Below are 21,072 nucleotides of genomic sequence, written 5' to 3'. Positions count from 1 at the left end.
CGACACGTCACTTCTCCGTCTCGACGAGCCCGCGCACGAACAGCTTCTGCATCACCAGCACGACGAGCACGGGCGGCAGCATGGCCAGCACGGCCGTCGCCATCGCGAGCTGCCATTCGGTGAGGGCGTCCTGGGTCACGATCATCTTCTTGATGCCCAGGACGATGGTCTGCATGTCCGGCCGCGTCGTGATCAGCAGCGGCCAGAGGTACTGGTTCCAGCCATAGATGAACTGGATGACGAACAGCGCCGCCATGGTCGTGACCGAGAGCGGGAGCACCGTGTCCTTGAAGAACTTCATCGGCCCGGCGCCGTCGATCTTCGACGCCTCGACGAGCTCGGGCGGCACGGTCATGAAGAACTGCCGGAACAGGAGCGTCGCGGTGGCCGACGCGATCAGCGGAATGGCGAGCCCGGCATAGGTGTCGAGCAGATGCAGGTCGGCCACGACCTTGTAGGTCGGGTAGATGCGCACCTCGACCGGCAGCATCAGCGTGATGAAGATGAGCCAGAACGCCGCCATCCGGAACGGAAAGCGGAAATAGACGATGGCGAAGGCCGAGAAGATGGAAATGGCGATCTTGCCGAAGGCAATGGCGAGCGCCATCGTGAGGCTGTTCAGCATCATCATGCCGACCGGCTCTCCAGTGCCTGAACGGCCCTGCAGGATGGTCCGGCTGTAGTTCTCGAACAGATAGGGGCCGGGGTAGAGCGGCATCTTGCCGTTGGCGATGGTGCCGGCGTCCCAGGTGGAGCCGACGAAGGCGAGCCACACGGGGAAGGCGACGACGAGCACGCCCAGGCACAGCACGATGTGCGGCAGGAGGTCGGTGAACCAGTGGCGGCGCTCGACCATCATGCGCTCCGCGGGAAAAGGGTCATCAGTACGTCACCTTGCGCTCGACGTAGCGGAACTGGATCGACGTCAGCGCGATCACGATGATCATCAGGATCACCGACTGCGCGGCCGAACCGCCGAGGTCGCCGCCCAGGCGCCCGTCGTTGAACACCTTGTAGACGAGCGTCTCCGTCGCCCGGGCCGGACCGCCCTTGGTGATGGCGTCGATGATGCCGAACGTGTCGAAGAAGACGTAGACGATGTTGACGACGAGCAGGAAGAACGTCGTCGGCGACAGCAGCGGGAACACGATGGTCCAGAAGCGCCGGGCCGGCCGCGCCCCGTCGATGGCGGCGGCCTCGATCAGGCTCTTGGGGATCGACTGCAGGCCGGCCAGGAAGAACAGGAAGTTGTAGCTGATCTGCTTCCAGGTGGCGGCCAGCACCACGAGGGTCATGGCATCGCCGCCGTTCAGAAGGGGGTTCCAGTCGACGCCCATGGCGCGCAGGTTGCGGCCGATCATGCCGAGCGAGGGCTGGAACATGAAGAGCCACAGCACGCCGGCGATGGCCGGCGCCACGGCGTAGGGCCACACCAGCAGGGTGCGGTAGGCGGTGCCGCCGCGGATCTGCTTGTCGGCCATCACCGCGAGCAACAGCGCGATGGACAGCGACAGGAACGCGACCAGCGCGGAGAACACCGCGGTGTTCAGCATGGCCTGGTAGTAGGCCGGGTCCTTGAGCAGGACCTGGTAGTTCTCGAGGCCGACGAACTCCGTGCTCGTGCCGAACGCATCCTCGATGCGGAACGACATCCAGGCCGCCTGCGAGGTCGGCCAGTAGAAGAACACGATCGTGATCGCCAACTGCGGCAAGAGCAGCAGATAGGGCAGCAGGCGGTTGCCGAAGACGGCGCGGTGGTCCATGGGGCCTTACCGATGCCCGAGGGGCGGGAAAATGCTGCGTCCTTCGAAACGGTCGCTGCGCGACCTGCTCAGGAAGAGGATTGTGGTCGTCGGGGCTGGCCCGAACAGTCCTCATCCTGAGCAGCGGCCACAGGCCGCGTGTCGAAGGACGCACAAGGAGTGGGTCCCCTCCTCGCGAGAGGGGGGACCGGTAGCATCAGCGGGTGACCGTGCGCTCGAACTGGCGCAGCGACGTGTTGGACCGGGCCACCGCGTCGTCGAGCGCCTGCTGGGGCGACTTCTTGCCGGCGAGCGCGTTCTCGAGCTCCTCGGAGATCATGTCGCGGATCTGCACCATGTTGCCGAAGCGAAGGCCGCGCGAGTTCTCGGTGGGCTCCTTGTTGGTGAGCTCCTTGAGGGGGGTCTCGCGGTCCGGGAACTGGGTGTAGAACCCCATTCCCTTCACCTTCTCATAGGCGGCCTTGGTGATCGGCAGGTAGCCCGACTCGATGTGCAGCTGCGCCTGGCGGTCGGTGTTCGACAGGAAGGTGAAGAACTTCGCCACGCCCTTGTACTCGGCGGCCGACTTGCCGCCCATCACCCACAGCGAGGCGCCGCCGATGATGGAGTTCTGCGGCGCGCCGGCGACGTCCGGGTAGTACGGCATCGGGGCGGCGGCGAACTCGAACTTCGCGTTGGCCTTCACGTTGCCGTAGAAGCCCGACGAGGTGAGCATGATCGGGCATTCGCCCGAGGTGAAGCGCCCCTCGTTCTCGTTGGCGCGGCCCGAATAGTCGTAGGTCTTGTCCTTCTGCAGGTTCACGAGGTCGGTCAGCAGCCGCACATGCGTCGGGCTGTTGAACTTCATCTCGGTGTCGAACCCGTCGAGGCCGTTGGCCTTCGTGCCCATCGGGACGTTGTGCCAGGCCGAGAACTGCTCGACGAGCGCCCACGGCGACCAGGCGGCGGTGAAGCCGCACTTGTCGTAGCCGGCGGCCTTGAGCTTCTTGCCGGCGTCGAACACCTCCGGCCAGGTCTTCGGGATCTCGGCGATGTTTGCCTTCTTCAGCGCGTCCTTGTTGACCCACATGACCATGGAGGACGAGTTGAAGGGGAACGACAGCATGTCGCCCTTGGCGGTCGAATAGTAGCCCGTGATGGCCGGCAGGTAGGACTTGGGATCGAAGGCCTCGCCGGCCTCCTTCATCAGGTCCTGCACCGGCTTGATGGCGCCCTTGGCGCCCATCATGGTCGCCGTGCCGACCTCGAACACCTGCATGATGTGCGGGGCGTTGCCGGCGCGGAAGGCGGCGATGCCGGCGTTCAGCGTGTCGGCGTACGAGCCCTTGTAGGTCGCGACGACCTTGAACTCGGTCTGCGAGGCGTTGAAGTCGGCCGCGAGCTTGTTGACGACGTCGTTGTTGGCGCCCGTCATCGCGTGCCACCACTGGATCTCGGTCTGGGCGAGAGCCGGCGCCGCGGTGAGCATGGCGGCGACCGAGAGCGTGGCGAACAACTGGTGCTTCATGAGTTTCTCCCTCTGCGCCCCTGGGGCGTGGAACGCTTGTTGTGGTTCTCTGTCACTTTAGCATGAATGTTCCACGACAGTTCAATGACGAAATGTGACGCGGGGGGAGATGGTGAACGGGCGCGTTTTTTCCAGATGGCAGAAGGCCGTGCGCCGTCGTCCCCGGGCTCTGCCCGGGGATCCGCGACGTGGTCTCAGCCGGGCTCGCGTCGTGAATGCCCGGACCGCGCCCGGGCATGACGTGCGCGGCGAGGCGCGACCCGCTACTTGCCCTTGCGGATCGTGAGCGCGACCGTGCCGACCGGCACGAACCAGAACGCCTTCAGGTCGGCGGTGTTGAGCACCGTGCGCTTGTCGGTGAGGCGCAGGACGTCGGCGAAGCGGATGGAATAGGCCGACCCGTCCTTGGTGGTGACCCGGGCGGTGTACGACAGGCGCACGTCGTTGCCGTCCTGGACGACGTCGGCGGTGCCGAGCACGTCCTCGCGGGTGCCGGTGTAGCGGCCCTCGCCGACACGGGTGAAGCGCCAGGTCTTGCGGTCCTTCTCGCCGTCGGACCAGACGAAATCCTCGACGAGGGTCAGCGTGGTGCCGTCCCAGGTGCCGTTCATGCGCACCTTCATGGAACGGGTCGTGCCGTCGCGGGTGTTGGTGAAGACGCCCTGGGCCGTGAGCGGGCCGCGGAAGAACTCCTCCAGCACGAGCTTGCCGGCCGAGGCCGGTGCGGCGGGCGCGCCGGCGGCCAGCGCGGGCATGGGGACGAGGGCGGCGGCCGCGAAGGCCGCCGCCCGGATGCGGTTGAACAAGGGCTCCTCCAGGGTTTCGACGAACTCAGTCGTCTACGCCCCGAGAGCCTCCGCGGACCATTCCGGCGCCGCGACCGGGCGACGCGGGGGGAGGACGAGCTCGGGCTCGGCCCACAGCTTCAGGCTCTTCCACACCTTCCGCTCGAGGCGGAAGAAGTCGACCGGGTAGAGCCCGCCGCGCGCCGGGAAGGATTCGAGCCCCGTGCCCACGGTGGCGAAGCCGCACTTGCGCAGCACGCCCTGCGAGGCCGCGTTGACGACCCGCACCTTGGCCTCGATGGCCGGCTCGTCGGTGAGCATGAAGATCGCGTCGACGAGCGCGTGCACCGCCTCGGTGGCGTAGCCCCGGCCCCAGTGCTCGGGGGCGAAGGCATAGCCGATCTCGATGCGGCCCTCGTCGTTGTGCCTGGCGCTGACCGTGCCGATGACCTCGCGCTTGCCCGTGGCCAGCATCGCCACCAGCGCGATCTCCTCGCCGCTGGTGTTGGCCTCCCGGGCCTGCAGGATGAACGCCTCGGCGGCACCAGCCGGATAGGGGTGCGGGATGCGCGACGTCATCTCGGCCACCTCGCGGCGGCTGGCGATGGCGGTGAGAGCGGCGGCATCCTTGGCGCGCGGCCAGCGCAGCCAAAGCCGCCGGGTCTCCAGTCTGAACACGTCGTCTCGAGTGATGTCCGGAAACATAGCCGGCCCTCCGATTCGGTTGGGGCTAACTGGCCCATAGCGGGAACGCGTGACCCTGGAACGACGAAGGGGAGGTGGTTGCCCACCTCCCCTCGAAGTCCCCTGGTCGGGGCCTTTTCCGGACTTTGGATCGCAGGTCGCGACTTGGGTCCGCCGGGGCTGTGGGCGCCGGCGGAGGTCCTTCGTCTGACCTACGCCGTCATTCTGCTGCTTCTTGCGTCTGCACGGCTACGAAAATTCGGCCGTTCGCTTTGTTCTGGAACTCGACTTTGCCGGCCGTGAGCGCAAAGAGCGTATGGTCCTTGCCCATGCCGACATTCGTGCCCGGGTGCATCTTCGTGCCGCGCTGGCGCACGAGGATGTTGCCGGCGAGCACGGCTTCGCCGCCGAACTTCTTCACGCCGAGACGTCGACCCGCGGAATCGCGACCGTTGCGCGAGGAACCGCCTGCCTTTTTGTGAGCCATGATCGTGCTCCGTAAATCCGATGCGGGCTTATAGCCCGGAACTTCCGTTTCGTCAGGTGCCCGGCGAACCGGGCGCTCGTGATCCTGGAGAGAGGCCTTTTCAGGCCGTCGCGATCTCCGTGATCTTCACCACCGTCAGCTCCTGGCGGTGACCGCGCTTGCGCTTCGAGTTCTGGCGGCGGCGCTTGTGGAACGAGATGGTCTTGGGACCGCGGGTCTGCTCGACCACGGTGCCGGTGACCTTCGCACCCGCCACGGTCGGCGCGCCGATCGTGTTGCCGACCATCAGCACCTCGTCGAAGGTGACCGTCTGGCCGGCCTCGACCGCGAGCTTCTCGATCGTGATGACGTCGTCGGCGGCAACCTTGTACTGCTTGCCGCCGGTCTTGATGACTGCGAACATCGTTCTTGTCCTCGTGTTCGACCCGGCTCTGCCCGCAGGAACCCGCAAGCGGCCGGCTTTTTCACAGTTGTGACCGGGATCACGCCTGGACGGGAGTCCACGCGCGAAGGCGGTTCACTACAGGCGAGGCCCGCCGGTGTCAACCGACGCGCCGCCGGGCCGCCCGCCCGGCCGGTCCGCGCCCCGTCACCCTCATCCCCCTCGACAGGCCCGCTTGTGGAACCCAAGGACGCGTGCTATTGCCCCCGCCGACCACCGGGGCATCGCCCCGCGGGCCCCCGGGCCCGACACCTCGTGATCTGCGGAGAGGTGGCAGAGTGGTTGAATGCACCGCACTCGAAATGCGGCATGGGTGCAAGCCCATCGGGAGTTCGAATCTCCCCCTCTCCGCCATCTTCCACCCACGCAATCCAGCAATCATCCCCGGCGGGGTTCACCCCCCCGCAGGCTTTCCGCGCGCCCACAGCAGGCTCGCCACCGCCAGGACGGTAACGGCGGCCACCAGGGCCCAGGCCTCGTTGATGGCCAGCAGGGTGGCGAGGCGCTCGATCTTGGGAGCGAGGAAGGCCAGGAGGTCCGGCGGGGGCGGGCCGGGGGGCTGGGCGCGGAACAGGGCGAGCGGGATCTGCGCGGCCGTGGCGGTGGCCTCGTCGCCGGCGGCGAGGCGGGCCTGGACCTCGCGGCCGAGCTCCGGCGCGCGCCCGTAGATCACGGTGTCGATGAGCGCGATGCCGATGGCGCCGCCCAGGTTGCGCATGAGGTTGAACAGGCCGGACGCATCCGCCACACGGTCGGCCGGCAGGAAGCCCAGCGCCATGCGCGTCGGCGGCAGGAGGCAGAGCATGATGGCGACGCCGCGGATCGCCTGCGGCCACAGCATCTCGTCGAAGTCCGCGCCGGCCGTCTGGCGGGCGCTGAGCCCGAGGCCGACCCCGAACAGGAGAAATCCGGCGAGCGAGAGCCAGCGTGGGTCGACTCGCTTCTCCAGCGCGACCGCCACGGGCGCGGTGACGAGCTGCGCGACGCCGGTGACCAGCATGATCTCGCCGATCCGCAGCGCGCCGTAGCCGTGGGACACCGCGAGGAAGACGGGCATCATGTAGACCGAGCCGAAGAGCCCGATGCCGAGCACGAAGCTGAGCAGGCAACCGGTGGCGAACCAGCGCTCCCGCAGCGTCCGCAGCTCGACGATGGGGTGCGGGGCGCCCCAGCTGCGCCGGACGAACAGCACGAGCGAAGCTGCGAACAGCGCCAGGAGGCCGATGACGAGGGGCGACGCCCAGCCTTCGCGCGGGGCCTCCTTCAGGCCGAGGATCAGCGCGGCGAGGCTGGTGGCCATCAGCGCGAGCGCGGGCAGGTCGATCAGGCGGAGATCGCCCGGCGAGGCCTCGTCGCGGGGCAGCGTGACGAGACCCAGGCCCGCGGCCACGAGGCCCGGCGCCAGGTTGATGAGAAACAGCCAGTGCCACGACCACGTCTCGGTGATCCATCCGCCGACGACGGGACCGACGGTGGGCGCCAGTACGGCGAGCACGCCGGCCATGGTCGTGGCCACCCCCTGCAGGCGCACCGGGAACAGCAGGAACACGGCCGAAAAGACGGCGGGGATCAGCGTGCCGCCGGAGAACCCCTGCAGCACCCGCCAGGTGATGAGGCTCGCGAAGCCCCCGCTCAGGGCACAGCCCACGGAGGCGAGCGTGAACACCGACACGGCCGCCACGAACAGGCCGCGCATGGTGAGGATGCGGGTGAGGAGGCCAGTCAGCGGAATGGCGACGACCTCGGCCACCAGATAGGCCGTCTGCACCCAGCTCATCTGGTCGGCGGCCACGCCCAGCGCGCCCTGGATGGTCGGCAGCGACGTCGCCACCACCTGCACGTCGAGAATGGCCATGAACATGCCCAGCGCCATCATGGCGAAGCCCGTCCATGTCCTCGCGCCGACGCCGGGCGCGGCGTCCGTCCCAACGGGTCTCATCGGGCGAGTGGGAAATCCCGTCCCATGCTGTCACCGAGCCTTCGAGCCAATGGAGGTCGCCGAAGCCGCGCGGACTGCGCGCCTCCCAAGCTCGATGTGGTAGCACGGCGCCACCACCGATGCCGTGGACGCGAAGCCGCAGCGCCAAGCGTCCCGCGTCATTCAAGGCGGATATGGCGCCGCCCAAGCAAAGTCATTTGTAGGAATTGCGCCGGGTCACTAGTCTGGCGAGGCCTCGATCGTCCCAGGCGCCCGCTTGACCTCCCAGCCCCGGGGGCGTCGCGCGCGGTCATCCGTTCTTCCCGGCCATTGCCCAGCAGCAGGTTCTCCGGCGCGTCGTGGATATCTATCTCCCCATTGCGGACATGCCGGTCAGCATTTTCCTGGTCCTGGGGCTGAGCGCGGCCGTCGGGTTCATTTCCGGCATGTTCGGCGTGGGCGGTGGGTTTCTCCTCACGCCCCTGCTCATCTTCATCGGGGTCCCGGCCGCCATCGCGGTGGCCACCGTGTCCGCCCAGATCACCGCCTCGTCGGTCACGGGGGCGCTCGCCTACTGGCGGCGCCGGGCGCTCGACGTGAAGCTCGGAACCATCCTGCTCGCCGGCGGCCTGATCGGCACGGTGCTCGGTGTCTGGTTCTTCAACGCCATGCGGCGCCTGGGGCAGCTCGAGCTCGTGATCATGCTGTCCTACATCGTCCTTTTAGGCGGTGTCGGCTCGCTCATGCTGGTGGAAAGCCTGCGCGCCTTGTGGAGCACCCGCAAGGGTGCGGTCCCGCCGCGCAAGGCCAGGGGCGCGCATCCCTGGTATTTCGGCCTGCCGTTCCGCGTGCGATTCCACCGGTCGCAGATCTACTGCAGCGTCATCCCGCTCGCGGCCCTGTCGATCACCATCGGGTTCCTGGGCGCGGTGCTCGGCATCGGCGGCGGATTCCTGATCGTCCCCGCCCTGATCTACCTGTTCCGGGTGCCGACGGCCGTCGTGGTGGGGACCTCGCTGTACCAGATCCTGTTCACGATGATCGCGGCCACGATGCTGCACGCCGTGACCAACTACGCCGTCGACGTGGTCCTGTCGTTCCTGCTCGTCCTGGGCGGGGTGTTCGGGGCTCAGTTCGGCGCCCGCGCCGGGCGCAATCTGCGGGGCGAACAGTTCCGCCTGCTGCTGGCGCTCATCGTGCTGGCCGTGGGCGTCCGCTTCCTGGTCGAGGCGGTCGTGCGGCCCGTCGAGCTCTACTCGATCGGCGCCGTCGAGGTGCGCCAATGATGCGTTGGCTGCTGGCCGGGATCCTCGCCGTCGCGGCGCCGGTGGCGGCCCGTGCGGAAACGATCATCCTGTCGCTCTCCAGCCACCAGGTGCGCATCACCCAGACCTATGGCGGCACCGACCTCGTGGTGTTCGGCGCCATCCTGCGCGATCGCGCCAGCGTGGCCCGGCAGGGTCCGCTTGACATCGTCATCACGGCCCGCGGGCCGGCCGGCGTCTTCTCGGTGCGCAGGAAGGTCCAGGTGGGACCGGTCTGGGTCAACCTCGAGCAGCGCAAGTTCGGCGCCCTGCCGGCCACCATCGCCGTCCTGGCGAGCCGCCCGCTCGACGAGATCGCGCCGGCCGACCTGCGCGAGCGCTACCGCATCGGCATCGAGGCGCTGGTTCCCCGGCCCGGCTTTGGCACCAGCGACGACGTGCAGTTCCGCGCCGCGCTCCTGCGCCTGCGCCAGGAGAACGGCCTCTATGCCGAGGAGGACCGGGGCGTCACGTTCATCGCGCCGGACGTGTTCCGGGCCTCCATCCCGGTGCCGGCGACGGCGCCCGTGGGCAACTACGAGGTCACGGCCGCCCTGCTCGCCGACGGCGTCCAGCTGGCCCAGGAAACCACGAGCTTCGAGGTCCGCAAGACCGGCTTCGAGAGCTTCGTGTCGCAATCCTCCCGCGACTGGCCCTGGCTCTACGGCCTCGTGACGTCGGCCATCGCGGTGGCCATGGGGCTGCTTGCCTCGGTGGTCTTCCGCAGGGATTGAGGGCGCCGGGCCGTCGTTACGTCCTGTTTGCCGTCCCGTGCTAGAGCATGCTCCCGGCCATCCGCAGTGCCTGGAGCTTTCGATCCCGTGCAACGGTCCTCCGTGTTCTCGACGCTGGTGCGGCGTCCCCTGTCCGGGCGGTGGGGGGCGGTGTGGCTCGTCGTGCTGCTGGTGGGACTGGCGGGCATCGTCGCGTACGGGCCGGGCCTGAAGCGGCGGGCGCTGTGGGCGGCGATCAACGCGTGCGAGGTGGCCGAGCGATGGACGGGCAGCGCGTGGCCGTGCCTGTTCGTGTCGCAGACGCCCGGCGGCCGCGACATCGTCGTGCTCAACGCGCCGCTCGAACCCGGTCACGTCCTCGTGGTGCCGAGCGAGCGGATCGACGGGATCGAGAGCCCCGAGCTCGCCGGCAGGTCGGGCAGTGACTACCTCGCGGCGGCCTGGCGGCTGCGCGAGCAGGCCACGGCGCACATCGCCGGCAAGCCGGGCTGGGCGGATTTCGGCCTCGCCATCAACGGCCCCTGGAACCGCACGCAAAAGCAGCTGCACATCCACGTCGAATGCCTGACCCGCGAGGCGGCCCAGGCCTTCGCCGCCTTGCGCGGCATTCCCGCGGGTCCCTGGGTAGCCCTGGAGGGCTATCGCCGCACCTTCGCGCGCCGGTGGGCCTCCGACGACCTCTCGGGCCTCGACTTCCGCCGCGACCTTTACGACGCGGTGCCCCTGCCGCCGGACATCGACGCCGGGCGCATCAATCTCGGCGCCGCGGGGATCGTGGGGCCGAGCGGGCAGAACGAGTTCGTGCTGCTCTACACGACCGGCCGGACCCTGGAGCGGTTTCTCGATCCCGACTGCGGCTTGGTGCGGGCCCGCGCGGCCGGCTGACGCCGGCCTCCGGCGCCTTCGACGGTGGACGCCGCGCGTGCGCCGGGACACTCTGCGGTCGCCCCGGGAGCCGTCCCGGGGCGCGCGCGCGAAGGGGAGGATGGAACATGGCCGGCTCGCAGTGGCTCGAGGCTCTGGGTGTCGAACTCCCGATCATCCAGGCGCCCATGGCCGGCTCCACCACCGTCGACCTCGTCGTCGCGGTCGCCGAGGCCGGCGGCCTCGGCTCGTTGCCCACGGCGACGCTGGGGCTCGACGCCGTCCGGTCCGAGTGGCGCGCCATCCGCGCGCGCACGGCCAAGCCCGTGGCGGTGAACTACTTCTGCCATGCCCGGCCGGTGGACGATGCCGCGCGCGACGTGGCGTGGCGGGCGGTGCTGGCGCCCTACTACGCGGAGCACGGCATCGATCCCTCGACCCTGCCGTCGGGCGCGGCGCGCCACCCCTTCGACGAGGCGGCCTGCGCGTTCGTGGAAGAGGCGCGGCCGGAGGTCGTGAGCTTCCATTTCGGCGTTCCGGCCGACCCTTTGCTGGCGCGGGTCAGGGCGACGGGGGCCGTGGTCATGGCGTCGGCGACCTCGGCGGAGGAGGCACGCTGGCTGGAGCCGCGCTGCGACGTCATCATCGCCCAGGGCGTCGAGGCCGGCGGCCACCAGGGGCACTTCCTCACGCAGCGGCCGCCGGGGATCCCGCTCGCCAGCCTGTTGCCGGCGGTCGTCGCCAGCGTGTCGCGTCCCGTGGTCGCGGCAGGCGGCCTCATGAACGGCGCCGACGTCGCCGCGGTGCTGGCGCAGGGGGCGTCGGCGGCGCAGCTGGGAACCGCGTTCCTGTTCTGCCCGGAGGCCGGCACCAGCGCGCTGCACCGCGCCGCGCTGGTCGGCTCGCGCGGGGAGGAGACCGCGCTCACCACCCTCTTCACCGGCAGGCCGGCCCGCGGCATCGTCAACCGCATCATGCGCGAGCTGGGACCGCTGCGCGAGGATGCTCCCGCCTTCCCGCTCGGAGCCAACTATCTCGCCCCGCTGCGCGCGGCCGCCGAGCGCGCCGGCCGGGTGGACTTCACGCCGCTCTGGGCCGGAACGCGGTACGCCGAAGGCCGGGTCATGCCGGCCGCGGAACTCGTCCGTCGGCTGGCCGACGAGGCCGGCCTGGCTCCGGCGTCCTGAGGGACGCCATGTCGGTGGGCGACCCCGAGCAGAGCATCACGGCGCCCCGCCGCCGCGGCCGGCTGGCCGACGGGCTCGCGGGTCTGGCCGTGGCGGGCCTGCTGCTGCCCGAGGCCATCGCCTATGCCGGGATCGCGGGGTTGCCGCCGCAGCGGGCGCTGGTCGCGGCGGTGGTGGGCGGCCTCGTCTACCTGGCGGCGGGCCGCAGCCGCTTCGCCATCGTGGCGCCGACCTCCTCCTCGGCCGCGATCCTGGCGGCGGCGCTGGCCAACCTGCCGGGCAGCGCGGTCGAGAGGACCGAGGCCGCGACGCTGGTCGTGGCCTTCGTCGGCCTGTTCTTCCTCCTCGCCTCGGTGACCCGCGTCGGCAACCTCTCCGGCTTCATCTCCCGGCCGGTGCTGAAGGGGTTCGCCTTCGGGCTCGCGGTGACGATCATCCTGCGGCAGATCCCGCTCCTGCTCGGGCTCGACATTGGTCCCGGCGGCCTCCCGCACGTCGTGCTGGCCTCGGCGGCGGCGCTTCGCACCGCGAGCCCGGCGAGCCTCGCCACTGGGTTCTGCGCGCTCCTCGTCCTCGCCGTGCTGCGTCGCTGGCGGGCCGTGCCGGCCGCCTTCCTCGTCCTCGTCGGCTCCGTCGCGATCTCGGCGGCCATCGACCTGCCCTCGCGCGGCGTCGCCACCGTCGGCGTGATTCCGCTGGGGCTCGCCTGGCCCTCGGGCCTGCACGTCTCGGCGCAGGTCCTGTCCCACGTCGCCCAGCTCGCGCTCCCGCTGGTGCTGATCCTGTTCGCCGAGAGCTGGGGCACCATGCGCACGCTCGCGCTGCGCCACGGCGATGCCGTGCAGCCGGACCGCGAGATGCGGGCCCTCGGGCTGGCCAACGTGGCGAGCGCCGTGACGGGCGGGATGCCGGTCGGGGCGGGGTTTTCCGCGGGCGCGCTGGCCGAGGCCGCGGGTGCGCGCTCGCGGCTCGCCGGGGTCGTCGCCGTCCTGGGCTTGGTCGCGCTGCTGCTCGCCGGCCGCGACGCCCTGGCGTTCCTGCCGGAACCGGTGCTGGCGGCGGTCGTGATCGCGGCCGTGGCGCACGCGCTGGACCCTCGTCCGTTCGCCAGGCTGTGGCGGATCGACCGCGACCGGCTCATGGGGCCGGCGGCGGCCATCGGCGTGCTGGCGCTCGGCGTCGTCAACGGCATGCTGCTCGCCATCGCGCTGTCCGTGGTCGCGCTGCTCCGCCGGCTCGCCCAGCCCATCGTCATGCGTCTCGGGCGGCTTCCCGGCAGCCACGACTTCGTCGACGTCGGCCGCCATCCGGACGCCGAGGGCGTGCCCGGCCTCGCCATCTGGCGGCCGGCCGAGCCGCTGTTCTTCGGCAACGCCGACCAGGTGCTGGGCTCGGTGGAAACCGCTGCCACGGCGGATCCGCGGGTCTCGGCCGTGATCCTGAGCCTCGAGGAAACCTTCGATCTCGACAGCACGGCGCTGGATGCCTTGCTGGAGTTCGACCGGCGCCTGCAGGGCACGGGGCGGACGCTCTACCTGGCGCGGGTCAGGGATGCCATCCGCGACCTGTTGGGAGAGGCCGGCGAGGTCGGCCTGCTCGGGCGTTGCGGCTACAGCGTGGACAACACGGTGGACCTCGTGGCCTCGCGGCAGCCGCCGGCGCCGTGAGCCTCAGTCGTCCATGGCCGCGTGGTCCGTCAGGCCGTGGCTCTCCCACTCGCGCCGCGGGATCTCGGGCCCGACGGCGAAGTCGAACGCGGCCACGCGCTGCGTGCCCCGCGCCAGGCGGCAGCGGAAGTCGAGGCGATACCAGCGGTGCACGCTGAGGAAAGCCGCCCCCGGCGCGACGATCGCGTCCCCGTCGGCGCGCACGTCGCCCAGGGCGTAGGCCACCACGTTGGTGGGCTGGTAGCCCGCCCGCAGGCCCGCGATCTGGGCCAGCGCCTCGATCCCGCAGATCTGTTCGAGGCGGGTGGTGAGGTCCACGCGGGCGAGCTTCTCCCGGGTTCGCCGGCTGCGGGGCGAGTCGAGCACCGCCGTCGACAGCACGGTCGTGGCGTGGACCCTCGCGCCGAAGGCCGGCGGGGCCGCGACCGCCGGCGCGGTGAAGCCGGGCACGGTCTCGGCGGGCGCCGAGGCTGGCGGCGGCGGCAGGGTCTCGGGGGCGGGGAGCGCGGGAGGCGGCGCCGGCGGGCGGGTCATCGCGTCGAACTGCTGCGCGGTGAGCACCTCGACCGGAACCTCGTCGGCGAAGTCGGGCGGCTGGGGCGCCTGGACGATCTCCGACAGGAGCGCGGCGGCAAGGCAGACGTGCAGGGCGAGCGAGGCGGCCAGGCCCCACGGAGCCTGCGGGGGACGGCGCGGCACGTGCAGCGAAACGCCCCCCGACGGCATGAACGCTCCCTCACCGCGTGCCACGAGCGCAAGGCACGGTCCGGCCCTACCCTCCCGCCGCCTGCTCGGCCTCCACGGAGGGCCGCCGGCGGAACATGTCCTTCGAGGCGATCACCGCCCCCGCCACGATCAGCGCGCAGGCCGCCGCGACCGACCAGCTGAACGCGGCGTAGCCCGCCACGATGAGGACGATCACCGAGAACAGCGGCGAAAGATAGGAGAGCGCGCCCAGCACCATGATGTCGCCGTGCTTGCAGCCCCAGTCCCACACGTAGAAGGCCACCCCGAGCGGGAAGGCTCCCAGCAGCGCGATCGCGGTCCACTGCGTGGCGGTCTGCGGCACCACCGTGGTCTCGAAGGCGAGGTGGAGCACCAGCGAGGTGACGGCGGTGATGAAGCAGTAGCCGACCACCATGTCGGTGGGCGCGGAGCCGTAGCGGCGCGTCAGCACCGAGTAGCCCGACCAGACGAAGGCGCAGAACAGGGCCACGACGTGCCCCGCCCGGATGCCCTCCGCCAGCCCCACGCTGCCGCCCTTGGTGATCACCAGCACCGCGCCCGCGAGCCCCAGCAGGACGCCCACCACGTGGTGCGCCGCCAGCCGCTCGCCCGGCAGGAAGGAGGCGAACACCACGATCAGCAGCGGCCAGAGATAGGCGATCAGGCTCACCTCGATCGGCGGGGCCGCCTGGATCGCGAAGAAATAGGCGTTGTGGTAGATGCACAGCCCCGCGATCCCCAGCGCCCACACCTGCCAGGGCTGCCGCAGCGTCGCGATGGCACCCGGCCGCCACACCCACGTCGCCGCCCCCACCACACCCCCGATGAAGAACGTCATCGCCGCCAGCTGGAACGGCGGCACGGACCCGGCCGCCGTGGAGAGCCAGGCGAGGAACGACCAGGTGATGACGGCGACGAAGCCGATGAGCGTGGCGAGCGTGCGGTTCATGGCGCGGTGGTGAAGGCGGAGCGGGGTGGCTGTCAAGCCATCGCCGGGCATCCGGCCCGTCGGCGTCGATCGGCTCAGCCAGCCCGGCGCAAGGTGAAGCGGCCATCCGGGGTGGTGGCGAGGCGGCCAGTGCGCGAGGCGGCCCCGAGGATCGCGGCGATGGTGGGCGTGGTGCGCCGGCCCTGGCGGAAGGCGGCGGCCAGCGAGCCTGGGTCGACGGGCCCGGGAGCGGCGGCAAGCATGGCCATGACGGCGGCGGTTTGCTCGAGGTAGCCGCGCGGGAAGGCGGGGCGGCCCGCGGCGTCGCCGGGCTGGCCGGGCGCGGTCCCGCCGAGATCGAACTCCGCCTTCTGCGCGGGGGTGCCGAAGCGCGGCACCTGGTAGTCGGGCCGCAGCCAGCGCACCTGCCCGGCCGCCTCCTCCGCGGAACGGCGTCGGTTCAGGGCGACGAGGCGGGCCAGCACCTCCTCGTCCGGCAGGTCCGCCGACCAGCCATAGGCGGCTGCGACCGCCGCATCGAGCGTGTCGTGCAGCTCCTTCAGGATCAGCACGAGCCCATCCTCGTAGATGCGCCGGCTCTTGGCGGAGAGGGCGTCCGGCGCGGTGCCGGCCCGAAGCTCCTCGAGGACGTTGTAGAGGCCGGTGAGCGTCAGATGCGGATGGGCGGCCAGCCGCGCCTTGCGGTGCGCGTCGAGTTCCTCGGCGAGGCGCCGGATGGCCTCGGCCTGGGCGGGGGAAGCGTCGGGAAAGGGGAAGGGGTCGAAGGTACGAGTCTTAACGTATACTGGGTCATTGCCGACACCCAGTCGACCTCCTGCTCTATTCGCCCAATCTACGTGGATTCTTGACGAAAGGATGCCGAGTATCAGTGCGTCGTCATGGCAGATAAGGACGCATTTATCGTCATACACGACGTTTGTGTTTGTAAACTGAAAGACCCGGTGGCGAGCCGTGTCAACTGTAACTATACATCGGGACAAAGCACTACACGCGCTTCGCAGATCGGGCCGCGGTTTGCCGAAGAGCCACCAGTATTCGGCATACGTCTGAGCATCCTTTTTTCCTGATCGGCGAGCCTCTGCATCGCGAACAGGCTTCACTCGCTCCAGGAGAAACTGATATATTTCAGGAAAAGCGGCCCGAACATCAGAAGCGGCCAGGCCATAGAGATCTATCACCATTAGATCTCTTGATTTTTTAGCTAAGTCTCGTCCATTCCGGTACGGTCGGATGTATCGGTCGAGCCCAGGCTTACTTCCTAGTCCAAGCCATTCGGCTTCACGCGGGTGAAGCCTGAAGCCCGTTCCATGTAGTTTGACGCCGTCGTGGCAGACACCCGAATTCCCAAGCAGTTCGCTAGCTTTTGTAATATCTACCCCCACCGTCAGATCCGCATGGATCCGCCCGGTCCGCTCTTCGAAAAAGATCGCCGGCTGGTCGGTTTCCAGCCCCGCCTCGCTCGTCACCTCGCGCAGCACGCCGTCGCGGCTGCCGGCCTCGGCCACCGTCATGGCGATGCGCACGGCGGCGGCGTCCGGCGTGGCCTTGGTCCACGGGTGGTCCGGGATCGCCATTACCAGCGAAACCGGCGTCTTGCCGGCCATGTAGCGTTCCAGCGTGCGGCGCTGGAAGACCTGGCTGATGGAGTTGGTGGTGACGAAACCGAAGCGGCGCAGCACGCTGCCCTTGCGGGTGATGAGGTCGGCCGCGCGGTCCCACCAGTACATGACGAAGTCGGCGCTGTCGTTCATGTCCGGGTGGGCGTCCCACAGGGCCTGGGCATAGGCATCGCCGAGACGGGCGCGAACATCCTTGCCGCCGATGAAGGGCGGGTTGCCGACGATGAACTCCGCCGCCGGCCAGGGCGGCAGGCGGGGGTTCGGGAAGGCGTGGATCTCCTCGCTGGCGCCGTCCACGAGCCGCGTCGCGGGGCGGCCGGCCGCGTCGCGCTGCAGCACGGGGTGGGGATAGCCGTCCCAGGCGAGCACGGCGTCGCGCGTCTCGATGTTGCCGAAGGCGCGCAGGATGGGCTCGGAGGGAGCGCCGCCCCGCGTGCGCAGGTGCCATTGCAGATGGCCGATCCACAGCACCAGCTCCGCGATGGCGGCGGCACGGGGATTCACCTCGATCCCGAGGAACTGGTGCGGATCCACGGTGTGGCCGGCGAGCCCGGTGAGGGCCTCCTGGCCGCCGAGGTCGGCCAGTGCCTCCAGCACCTCGCCTTCGAGCCGCTTCACGAGTTCCAGTGCCACGTAGAGGAAGTTGCCGGTCCCGCAGGCTGGGTCGAGGACGCGCACGGCGCAGAGACGGTCGTGGAAGGCGCGCACCGTCGCCGACGCCTCGCCGGCGCGCCCCTCCTCGCGCTGGCGCTGCGCGGTGGCGAGCACGGCGGACCAGTCCTCGCGCAACGGCTCGACCACGGTGGCGGCCACGAGGCGCTCGACATAGGGGCGCGGGGTGTAGTGGGCGCCCAGCCGGCGGCGTTCGCCGGGATCCAGCGCCTGTTCAAGCAGGGTGCCAAAGATGGCGGGCTCCACGCTCCTCCAGTCCTGCTCGGCGGCGACGCGCAGGGCGCCGATTTCCTCGCGCGCCAGCGGCAGAACGGCGCGCCGCTTGAAGAAGCGGCCGTTAAAATGCGGGACGCGCCGGCCGATGGCGAAGGCGAACTGGCCCGTGTCCATGGCCTCCCAGAGCTGGCCCACGAAGGGCACGAAGTCGGCCGGGTTCCGCTCGCAGCGCTGCAGGAGATCGCGGAAGCTCCTGTGCGGCAGGAGGCCGGCGTCCTCGGCGAACATCGTGAAGATGCAGCGCGTGAGGAAGCCCGCGACCTCCTCGGCGGGATGGTCCGAGCGTTCCAGCACCTTCGACACCGCGGCGAGACGCTCGGCGACGAGGCGCGTGACCGCCGCGGCACGCCGGGCGGGGTCGAGGCTCTCGGGATCGCACCACACCGCCCTCAGCCGCGCGCGCACGGCCGGATCGCGCAGATCGTCGAGATAGACGCGGAAGCCCTGCCTGTCGGGGAACTGGTCGTAGGCCTTCCCGTCCCGCCGGAAGTTGGCATAGAGCTCGATGCAGTGGCCCACGTCGCACACGACCACGAAGGGCGGCGGCCGATGCCCGTCCGGCAGCAGGCGCACATAGTCCTCAGCCTGGGCGCGGGCATTCATCATCAGCACGTCCCAGGCTCGCGAGGCCCCGCGCCGGCCGCGCTCGGCGGGGACGTGCGCCGACCGTGCGGCCGGATCCACTGTGCGCTTGTCGCCGTCCATGCGCGACTGCTTGGCCTCCAGCACGAAGCAGTCGCGGCGGTAGAGATCGATCCGCCGGGTGGAGGAGGAGCCGTCGCGAAGCCGTTCCGTCACCGGCCGCTCGAAGCAGTAGTCGTTCTCCCCGCGGACCGCCGCCGGATCAGGAGGCGGCGCGCCGATCACGGCCGTGAGCTCGGCCAGGAACATGGCGTAGTTGGCACGCTCCGCCCCGCCCGGCCGCCCATCCCAGCGCGCGATGAAACTCTCGACGGGATCGTCCCCGGCGGTCGCCGGAGGCACGGGCAGGACCATGGCGGCAATTCGGCGGTGCTCGAAATGCCGGGAGGTTAGCCGGGCCACGCGGAGGAACAACGAACCGGAGGTTGCTGCCGCAGGCGTTTGGGCGGTGGTTCGCGCGGGGAGGGTGGTGGCGTGTGCCCCAGCCCCCAATTCCCCTCATCCTGAGCCGGCCGCGGAGCGGCCGAGTCGAAGGACGCAGAATGGTCGTGGCGGTTCAGTGCCTTGACCTCCCATTGTGCGTCCTTCGACACGCCCGCTCCGCGGGCTGCTCAGGATGAGGGGATTGAGGTTTCCGGCACCACGATGACCCGTGCAAAGGTCTCCAGGATGAGGACATCGTTGGAATGACCGGGAGAAACCGCGCCCCCCGCCTATGCCGCCCCCGCCACGTGCCGGAGCAGCGCCGTCGCTTCGCCCGGGGGGCGTTTTTCGATGCGGCGGTACTGGCGGCAGTCGCTGGTGCGCCAGAGCCACCCGCCGTCGACCAGCTCGCGGCGCAGCAGGGCGTAGTCGCCGAAGGTGTGGGCGGCGGTCAGCGCCGCGTTGACCTGCTTTTCCGTCACGGTCTCGCGCGAGGGCAGATGTGACCACATCGCCCACAGGCAGAGCTGCCGCTCGGTGTGCTTGCCGGGCCAGCGCACGAGCCGGCCCTCGCCGTCGAAGTGGCGGGCCGTGCGGCGCACCTTGACGAAGTCGACGGGTGGCGGGGGCGGATCGGCGGGCCGTGCCAGCGCGGCCTGCGCGCCCGCCTGGGCGCGGAAATGCTGGAAGTTCCGCCAGCCGATGCTGCGGGCCAGCATGTTCAGGAGCTCGACATGGCCGGGCTGGCGGTCGAGACGGGACAGTTCGCCGCGCAGCGCGCGGGCGAGCGCCGAGATGTCCTCGGCATGAAAGGGGTGCGTGGTGCGAGACATCGCCAATCCTCGGGCGTGCCGGGAGATCCTTGTGGATCGTCGGTGGTCGCCGGCTTCCGACAGGGCACGCGGAGGTGACGTGTCGAAGGGAAAGGACTGCGGCAGGTTTAGCTCCCCTCGCGGGGCGGCGACGCCTGGGTGAACTGCCGACCGGCGCCGCTTATAGCGGGTCGCCCCGGCCGTGGCCAGCCCGGACCCGGTGAGGAACGTCAGGCGGCGTGGGAGGTCGGCGTCTGGGTGAGCACGGCGTAAAGCGCATCGCGGTCGCGCGCGGCGCGCAGCTTCGCCGTGGTGGTCGGCTCCCGCAGCACGCGGGCGACCCGGGCCAGGGCCTTCAGGTGGTCGGCGCCCGCCGATTCGGGCGCGATCAGCACGAACATCAGGTCGACGGGCTCGCCGTCGAGGGATTCGAAGTCGATCGGGCGCTCCAGCCGCGCGAACACGCCGAACAGCTTTTCCACCTTCGGCAGCTTGCCGTGGGGAATGGCGATGCCCTGCCCGATGCCGGTGGAGCCGAGACGCTCACGCTGCAGCAGCGTGTCGAAGATCTCGCGCTCGGAGAGGCCGGACAGTTCGGCCGCCTTGGCGGCCACGTCCTGAAGCGCCTGCTTCTTGGAGGCCACCCGAAGGCTGGGAACGACCGCGTCCGGCGTCAAAAAATCGGTAAGGGGCATGAGGGCGTTTTTCGCTTGCAGGGCGTTTCTTGCCGGATGGCCTTGCACGAAGCGGGCCACCCGGGTTGCGAGCACCTTGGTCCTGTCCGAACTTCCTAGGCCGTATCGCCGGCCGCCAAAGCGGGCGGATCGATCCAGCCGATATTGCCGTCGCTCCGGCGGTAGACGAGATTGACCCGTCCCGAGCCGGCGTGACGGAACATCACGACGGGGGCGCCCGTCAAGTCCAGATCCGTCACCGCCTCGCTCACCGACAACGTCTTCATGCTCTTCTTCGTTTCAGCGATGACGATGGGATGAAACTCGCCGTCCATCGCCTCCTCGTCGTCGTGGTCGGGAGCCTGGATGACGTAGGACGGGATTTCCGGCCCCGCCGGGCCGGGACCGGGCGCGTGGTCCTTCAGCTTGCGCTTGTAGCGGCGCATGCGCTTCTCGAGCTTGTCGGCGGCGCGCTCGGCGCTCTGGTAGGCATCGTGCGCCATGCCCTCGACCTGCAGCGTCATGCCGGAGGCCAGGTGCAGCGCGCAGTCGGTTCGAAAACCGGTTCCCTCCCGCTCCACGGTCACGTGACCGGAAAAACTGCCGTCGAAATATTTGGAGATCGTCTGGGACACCCGGTCCACGACCTGGGCGCGCAGCGCCTCGCCGATGTCCAGGTTCTTTCCCGAAACGCGCAGCGGCATGATGTCTAACTCCGGCTTCTCAAAGGGTCCGGTCGCTGGGCCTGGCCTTGACCGTGAGCGGCCACCCTCCGAAAGACGTAAGCAGGCCCCCCCGGGAAGTCAATCGAGGGCCATCCCGGAGCGGTGGCGCATCGCGCCCCCTTTTTGTCCCGCAACAAGCTCGCTCATCCTGAGCCGGCCGCGTAGCGGCCGAGTCGAAGGACGCACAATGCCTGGCTGCTCCGTGGCGCGAC

18 protein-coding genes, 1 tRNA gene and 1 pseudogene are annotated in these 21,072 nt (G+C 69.9%); 6 read left to right on the top strand and 14 right to left on the bottom strand.

Annotated features, from left to right (window positions below):
* Nucleotides 1–7: 7 nt before the first annotated feature.
* The 7 genes and pseudogenes from ugpE to rplU form a co-directional block, all read right to left on the bottom strand.
* Nucleotides 8–856, bottom strand: a complete 849-nt coding sequence (gene ugpE, locus Q0Q47_RS05325) for a sn-glycerol-3-phosphate ABC transporter permease UgpE (RefSeq protein WP_293855970.1) — start codon at nt 854–856, stop codon at nt 8–10.
* A 25-nt stretch (nt 857–881) separates the two neighbouring features.
* Nucleotides 882–1,763 carry a sn-glycerol-3-phosphate ABC transporter permease UgpA gene (gene ugpA, locus Q0Q47_RS05320; protein WP_293855487.1) on the bottom strand — a complete coding sequence of 294 codons (882 nt, stop codon included), beginning with the start codon at nt 1,761–1,763 and terminating at the stop codon, nt 882–884.
* Between the two features lie 196 nt (nt 1,764–1,959).
* Nucleotides 1,960–3,231: a sn-glycerol-3-phosphate ABC transporter substrate-binding protein UgpB gene (ugpB, locus tag Q0Q47_RS05315; protein WP_293855967.1), complete on the bottom strand. Its 1,272-nt coding sequence runs from the start codon at nt 3,229–3,231 to the stop codon at nt 1,960–1,962.
* A 302-nt stretch (nt 3,232–3,533) separates the two neighbouring features.
* Entirely contained in the window at nt 3,534–4,076 is a 543-nt protein-coding gene (locus Q0Q47_RS05310) for a DUF3833 family protein (RefSeq protein ID WP_293855484.1), read from the bottom strand.
* 33 nt (nt 4,077–4,109) lie between these two features.
* Entirely contained in the window at nt 4,110–4,733 is a 624-nt protein-coding gene (locus tag Q0Q47_RS05305) for a GNAT family N-acetyltransferase (protein ID WP_293855481.1), read from the bottom strand.
* Nucleotides 4,734–4,959: 226 nt separating this feature from the next.
* Complete coding sequence (rpmA, locus tag Q0Q47_RS05300; protein ID WP_293855478.1) at nt 4,960–5,226, bottom strand: 50S ribosomal protein L27; 267 nt, start codon at nt 5,224–5,226, stop codon at nt 4,960–4,962.
* Between the two features lie 106 nt (nt 5,227–5,332).
* Nucleotides 5,333–5,629 (bottom strand): annotated as a pseudogene (gene rplU / locus Q0Q47_RS05295) (50S ribosomal protein L21); the annotation flags it as partial.
* Nucleotides 5,630–5,932: 303 nt separating this feature from the next.
* Between rplU and Q0Q47_RS05290 the strand changes: the two are divergent.
* Nucleotides 5,933–6,022: transfer RNA gene (locus Q0Q47_RS05290), tRNA-Ser, on the top strand.
* A 40-nt stretch (nt 6,023–6,062) separates the two neighbouring features.
* Here Q0Q47_RS05290 and Q0Q47_RS05285 read toward each other — a convergent pair.
* Nucleotides 6,063–7,607, bottom strand: coding sequence for a DHA2 family efflux MFS transporter permease subunit (locus tag Q0Q47_RS05285; protein WP_293855475.1), 1,545 nt, complete (start codon nt 7,605–7,607; stop codon nt 6,063–6,065).
* 338 nt (nt 7,608–7,945) lie between these two features.
* Between Q0Q47_RS05285 and Q0Q47_RS05280 the strand changes: the two genes are divergently transcribed.
* The 5 genes from Q0Q47_RS05280 (at nt 7,946) to Q0Q47_RS05260 (ending at nt 13,342) form a co-directional block, all read left to right on the top strand.
* Nucleotides 7,946–8,872 (top strand): sulfite exporter TauE/SafE family protein, encoded by a 927-nt coding sequence (locus tag Q0Q47_RS05280; RefSeq protein ID WP_293855472.1) that lies wholly within the window; start codon nt 7,946–7,948, stop codon nt 8,870–8,872.
* The gene (locus Q0Q47_RS05275) at nt 8,869–9,624 is read left to right on the top strand and encodes a TIGR02186 family protein (protein ID WP_293855469.1); all 756 of its coding nucleotides are present in this window, start codon (nt 8,869–8,871) and stop codon (nt 9,622–9,624) included. Before Q0Q47_RS05280 ends, Q0Q47_RS05275 begins: the two co-directional genes overlap by 4 nt.
* A gap of 87 nt (nt 9,625–9,711) precedes the next feature.
* The gene (locus tag Q0Q47_RS05270; protein WP_293855466.1) at nt 9,712–10,509 is read left to right on the top strand and encodes a CDP-diacylglycerol diphosphatase; all 798 of its coding nucleotides are present in this window, start codon (nt 9,712–9,714) and stop codon (nt 10,507–10,509) included.
* A 107-nt stretch (nt 10,510–10,616) separates the two neighbouring features.
* On the top strand, nt 10,617–11,675 hold the full coding sequence (locus Q0Q47_RS05265) for a nitronate monooxygenase family protein (RefSeq protein ID WP_293855463.1): 1,059 nt from the start codon (nt 10,617–10,619) through the stop codon (nt 11,673–11,675).
* An 8-nt stretch (nt 11,676–11,683) separates the two neighbouring features.
* Complete coding sequence (locus tag Q0Q47_RS05260; protein ID WP_293855460.1) at nt 11,684–13,342, top strand: SulP family inorganic anion transporter; 1,659 nt, start codon at nt 11,684–11,686, stop codon at nt 13,340–13,342.
* Nucleotides 13,343–13,345: 3 nt separating this feature from the next.
* Here the strand turns inward: Q0Q47_RS05260 and Q0Q47_RS05255 are convergent, their stop codons facing one another.
* The 6 genes from Q0Q47_RS05255 to raiA all read right to left on the bottom strand — a co-directional run bounded on the left by Q0Q47_RS05255 (nt 13,346) and on the right by raiA (nt 20,839).
* Nucleotides 13,346–14,068, bottom strand: a complete 723-nt coding sequence (locus Q0Q47_RS05255; RefSeq protein ID WP_293855457.1) for a DUF930 domain-containing protein — start codon at nt 14,066–14,068, stop codon at nt 13,346–13,348.
* A 46-nt stretch (nt 14,069–14,114) separates the two neighbouring features.
* A complete protein-coding gene (locus Q0Q47_RS05250; RefSeq protein WP_293855454.1) occupies nt 14,115–15,017 on the bottom strand; it encodes a DMT family transporter in 903 nt (300 codons plus the stop codon).
* A gap of 74 nt (nt 15,018–15,091) precedes the next feature.
* The gene (locus Q0Q47_RS05245) at nt 15,092–18,580 is read right to left on the bottom strand and encodes a DNA methyltransferase (protein WP_293855451.1); all 3,489 of its coding nucleotides are present in this window, start codon (nt 18,578–18,580) and stop codon (nt 15,092–15,094) included.
* Between the two features lie 359 nt (nt 18,581–18,939).
* Complete coding sequence (locus Q0Q47_RS05240) at nt 18,940–19,482, bottom strand: DUF2087 domain-containing protein (protein WP_293855448.1); 543 nt, start codon at nt 19,480–19,482, stop codon at nt 18,940–18,942.
* 209 nt (nt 19,483–19,691) lie between these two features.
* Nucleotides 19,692–20,156, bottom strand: coding sequence for a PTS IIA-like nitrogen regulatory protein PtsN (gene ptsN, locus Q0Q47_RS05235; RefSeq protein ID WP_293855964.1), 465 nt, complete (start codon nt 20,154–20,156; stop codon nt 19,692–19,694).
* A 95-nt stretch (nt 20,157–20,251) separates the two neighbouring features.
* Nucleotides 20,252–20,839, bottom strand: a complete 588-nt coding sequence (raiA, locus tag Q0Q47_RS05230; protein ID WP_293855445.1) for a ribosome-associated translation inhibitor RaiA — start codon at nt 20,837–20,839, stop codon at nt 20,252–20,254.
* Between the last annotated feature and the right edge of the window lie 233 nt (nt 20,840–21,072).

Origin of the sequence: uncultured Alsobacter sp. (assembly GCF_945952055.1) — a bacterium.
GTDB lineage: Bacteria > Pseudomonadota > Alphaproteobacteria > Rhizobiales > Beijerinckiaceae > Alsobacter.
This window is presented reverse-complemented; position numbering and strand designations above follow the sequence as displayed.